Annotated in this window: 1 protein-coding gene; it reads left to right on the top strand. The window is 44.7% G+C overall.

Annotated elements, in window-relative coordinates; all coding sequences use genetic code 11:
- The coding region (locus JKP34_RS18130; protein WP_201924740.1) for a TolC family protein at window positions 1-468 on the top strand (468 nt) is incomplete at its 5' end.
- Window positions 469-619 lie beyond the last annotated feature (151 nt).

The following is a 619-nucleotide window of genomic DNA, read 5'->3' as shown; positions in this document are numbered from 1 at the left end:
ACCATAAAAGAGAGGCGTTCACAGTTTTTACCTCAATTGCAGGGGCAGTATGGCCGGCAGCAGATAGCCGGACAATCAGGATTTTATCAGTACCAGATCGGTATTCGGATTCCCTTGTTTTTCGGGCCTGAACTTGGTAGGACACAGTCGGCCAAAATCCAGCGGGATATAGCCGGACAAAACCTGCGACAAAACCAGTTGGAATTGAATGCGGCCTATCAGGGGATGAAAGAACAGTACCTGAAATGGCTCAATTCGTGGAACTACTACCGGGATGAAGCACTACCATTGGCCCAGGAGCAAAGAGATGGGGCTATTTTGGCGTATAGGGAAGGTGCTATTGATTATGTGACCTTCCTGCAAAACATCAGGGATGCCATTCGCATAGAAGTGGACTCCTGGAATGCCTTTGGCAATTACCTGGACAGCCGCTACCAACTGGAGTACTACTTAAAAACAACAAACTAATGATGGAATTGAAAGTCAATAATAAAGTCAGACAAATAATAGAAGAAATGAAAAAGCAAATTATATATATAGTAGCACTGGTACTGATGGTATCAGTATTTACGGGTTGCGGAAGCAAGTCTGCTGATAGCTCAGCTGAAGCTTCTCACGA

The organism is Marivirga atlantica (assembly GCF_016734805.1).
GTDB classification, from domain to species: Bacteria; Bacteroidota; Bacteroidia; order Cytophagales; family Cyclobacteriaceae; genus Marivirga; species Marivirga atlantica.
This window is presented reverse-complemented; position numbering and strand designations above follow the sequence as displayed.